This is a genomic window from Glutamicibacter sp. BSL13 (assembly GCF_052928425.1).
In genome coordinates, this window is the sequence record NZ_JAVGCZ010000165.1 from 1 (window position 1) to 3,319 (window position 3,319).

Below are 3,319 nucleotides of genomic sequence, written 5' to 3' on the forward strand. Positions count from 1 at the left end.
GCCGGGCTGGGCCGGGGCGGCGTCAGAGGCGTCGGCCGGCTTGGGCACCGGGCTCGCGGGTGTGCCCGCGGCTCCGGGTCCGGCGCCCTCGGGCGTGCTGGTCTGGGGGCGATCCGTGCCCGCCTGGGCGGTCCCGGGCTGTGGGCCGGAGGGCTTTGCGGGTGCCGAAGCCGGATCCGTGGCCTGCGGCTGGCGCTGCGCGGGCTTCTTCGCGGGTTCTGCTGCGCTGCCGGCGGCAGATGCCTCGTTCGGCTCGTTGCCCCGGGTGCGCCCGCGCGCCTTCTCCCGCTTCTGGCGCAGCTTCTGCGCCTTCTTCTCGGCCTTGGCCTCCGCCTTGGCCCGGCGCTTGAGTTCGGCGGGGCTCGGCGCGTCGCCCACGGGTGCGCCGGCACCCGCACCGGGCTCGGCGGCGCGGTGGGACCCGCTGGCCTCGGTAACCGGTTGGGGGGCCGCCGGCTTGGGTTCAGGCAGCGCGCCGGAAGCCGGCTTCGGGGTCGGGGTTCCCTGCGCTCCCTTGGCGTTGTCCTCCCGCCCGGTGTTCGGCTGGTCGTCCATCGGCTTCTTCGATTCGTCAGCCACTATTTCTTCTCCTGCTCAACGCTGGAATCGGACAACCGGTCACTGGCCTTCGGGGCCAGCTGGTCGCGCAGCTCACGCTGGCGCTCCCGGGCCTGGCGTCGGCTGAGCGGGGTGTCGGGCACCAGCTGCGGGGCCGGTTCCTCCAGCTGCTCGGCGTGCATCGTCGGCTCCGGGCGCTGCGGGGCCACGGTGGCACCGTGCGCGGTGCCCACCGAGACCGGTTCCTCACGGAAACGGAAGTCGGCATCTCGGTATCCGGAGAGCCGGCGCCCGGCCGGGACCGGGATGGCCAGCAGCCCGGTCACCAGCAGCACCACCGCGCCGAGCACCAGCAGCGGCACGGCCAGCAGCTGCTGGTAGCCGACGTTCAGTGCCCCGCCCTGGGCGGGCACCTCGAACGCCTGCGCCCAGCGTTGTTCCCCGTCCTGCGGGTAGGTCACCGGGCGCAGCTGCTGCCCGTCCAGGCTGGCGTTGAAGCGGCTGTCCACACCGGTGGCCAGCACCAGGGTGCGCGGCTGCTGCGCGGCCGGAATCTGCACGTCGCGCAGGGTGCCGCGGCGGCTGTCGAGCACCTGCACGCTGCCGTCCTCGGCGACCAGGCGGGCGAATCCGGTACCGGCGTCCACCGCGTCATCGTAGGTCACCCGCCACAGCCAGCCGCTGTCGGTCTGCCCGATGGCGGCCAGGCCGCTGGCGGCGTCCAGGGTGCGCACCATGGCCGAGGGTTCCCCGGCTTGGTCCAGCACCACATACCCGACGCCAAGCTGGCGCAGGTTTTCCCGGGCGTCCACGGTCGAATCGGCCAGCAGCATCGCCACGGCCTGGCGCTGCAGGTCCTGCGGCACCGAATTCTCATTGCGTTCAGGGTGCAGCAGCGAACCGGTCAGCTGCGCCACCTGGGAGCTGCGGCTGAGCGAGTCCAGGCTTTGCCCGGCCCCGGAGACCAGTTCACTGTCGATGCTGCCATCCGCCCGCTGGCGCAGCACCAGGGTGCGCTCCTGCAGCGGGCCGCGTCCGGCATCGGCGGCCGTGGCCGGGATGCTGCGTTCAGCCGAGGCGTGCACCTGCTGCCCGGCCACCAGGGCGGTCGGGGACTGCTGTGGGGCCGGCACATCCAGGGTGGCGGCCACGGCCACCGCACCGCAGGCCACCACGCTCACCGCGGAGCACACGGCCAGCAGCTTCAGGGTCGGCGCGGCGCCGCGGGCCCGTTGCCCGTGGGCGTGGTGTTCGGCGCGCAATGCGGCGACCGCGTTGGCCGCCGCAGCCAGCAGGGCGAACACTGTCAGTGAGACAAACGGGCCGGTGTAGGCGCTGACCGCCTGCTGCGAGTCGATGCCCACCGGGATGAAGCCAATCCCCCACCCGGCGACGAGTGACAGCAGGGCACCGAGCACCATCATCCGGCAGTTCGAACGCAGGGTGCGCTGGCCGGTGGCGGCGCTGCCGATGGTGCCCACCACGGCCAGCGCCACCAGTGGGGCGCCGACCAGCAGGGCCAGCACCAGCGCCCACGGGCCCTCGGGCAGGAAGCCGAATCCCAGCGGGGTGCCGGCGGCGTCAAACGCCTCCGGGAAGCCCAGCAGCTGCTGCCACGGGGCGGCCGGGGTGAACGCGGAAGGCACGCCCGGTTCGGTGAACAGCAGGCGCGGGTTGCCCAACGCCTCCAACAGCAGCGGCAGGTTCCACACCAGCGCCGGCAGCGGCACCCACCACAGGGTGCGCGCCTGGCGGGCGCGGGTGATGGCCAGCAGGTACAGCAGCACGCACAACAGCAGGAAGAACGGGAAGGACCCGGCCGAAATCACGAACAACAGCAGCGCCGCGCAGGCCGAGGCGGTCCACGCCGAGGCGTTGGAAATCCCGGCGGCACCGGCCGTGGGCTCATGCCCGATCCCGGCCTTCAGCGCGCGCAGCACCGCCAGGAACAGCAGCGGCAGCAGCACATGGATCAGCGCCGCGCCCACCCGGCCGGAGGCCAGGGCGGAGAACAGCACCGGGGACAGGCCCCAGAACAGGCTGAGCACAAAGCGCACCGCCCGGGAGCGGGAAAGCGCCCCGGCGCCGAACCAGGCGAACAGGGCGGCCAGCGGCATCGCGGCCAGCAGCAGCACCGCGCTGGCCTGGTTGGCGTGGTCGAAGCTGAGCGCGGAAAGCAGCCAGTACAGCAGGTCGGTGTTATCCGGTGCGGCCCCCAGGCCGCTGCCGGCCGGCTGCCACCAGCCAAAGGCGTTGCGGGAAATCTCGCTCAGGCTCAGCGACAACGGCTTGAGCGCCCCGCCGCCCAGGGCCTGGGCGCCGAGCAGCGAACGCCACGCCACCAGCGAGACGCCGGTGGTCAGCAGCAGGGAAAGAATCAGGGAGAAGACCGCGGTGGTCTTCGGCGGCCCGGCGATGCGCACAAAGTCGGAGAAGTTGTCCCCGCTGGGCTCGGCTGCGGGCTCCGCGCCGGTGCCGTCGCCGAACACCTGGTGCTCCTCGGCCTTGGCGCTGAGGTTGCGCCGGTATTCGCGCACCTCCACCGCCGGAACCATCAGCCGGGTCGCCTGGTGGCGGGAAACCCGGCGGCTGGCCTTGGCCTGGCGCCGGGAGGCGGTCAGCTTCACCGGGCTGAACAACCCGCGCATCGTGGCACCGAGGTGGTTGAACGCATGGCCCGGATCCTTGGCCAGCAGCGAGAGGAAGAAATGCCCGATCCCGGCCAGCAGGATCCCCAGCCACACAAACGGCAGCGCCGGCG

General features: G+C 72.9%; 1 protein-coding gene and 1 pseudogene. Both read right to left on the reverse strand.

What is annotated here, in order from left to right; genetic code table 11:
* A pseudogene (locus RCJ92_RS15350) lies at window positions 1–579 on the reverse strand (hypothetical protein); the annotation flags it as partial.
* The coding region (locus RCJ92_RS15355) for a hypothetical protein (RefSeq protein WP_446755052.1) at window positions 579–3,319 on the reverse strand (2,741 nt) is incomplete at its 5' end. The gene RCJ92_RS15355 and the pseudogene RCJ92_RS15350, both read right to left, overlap by 1 nt.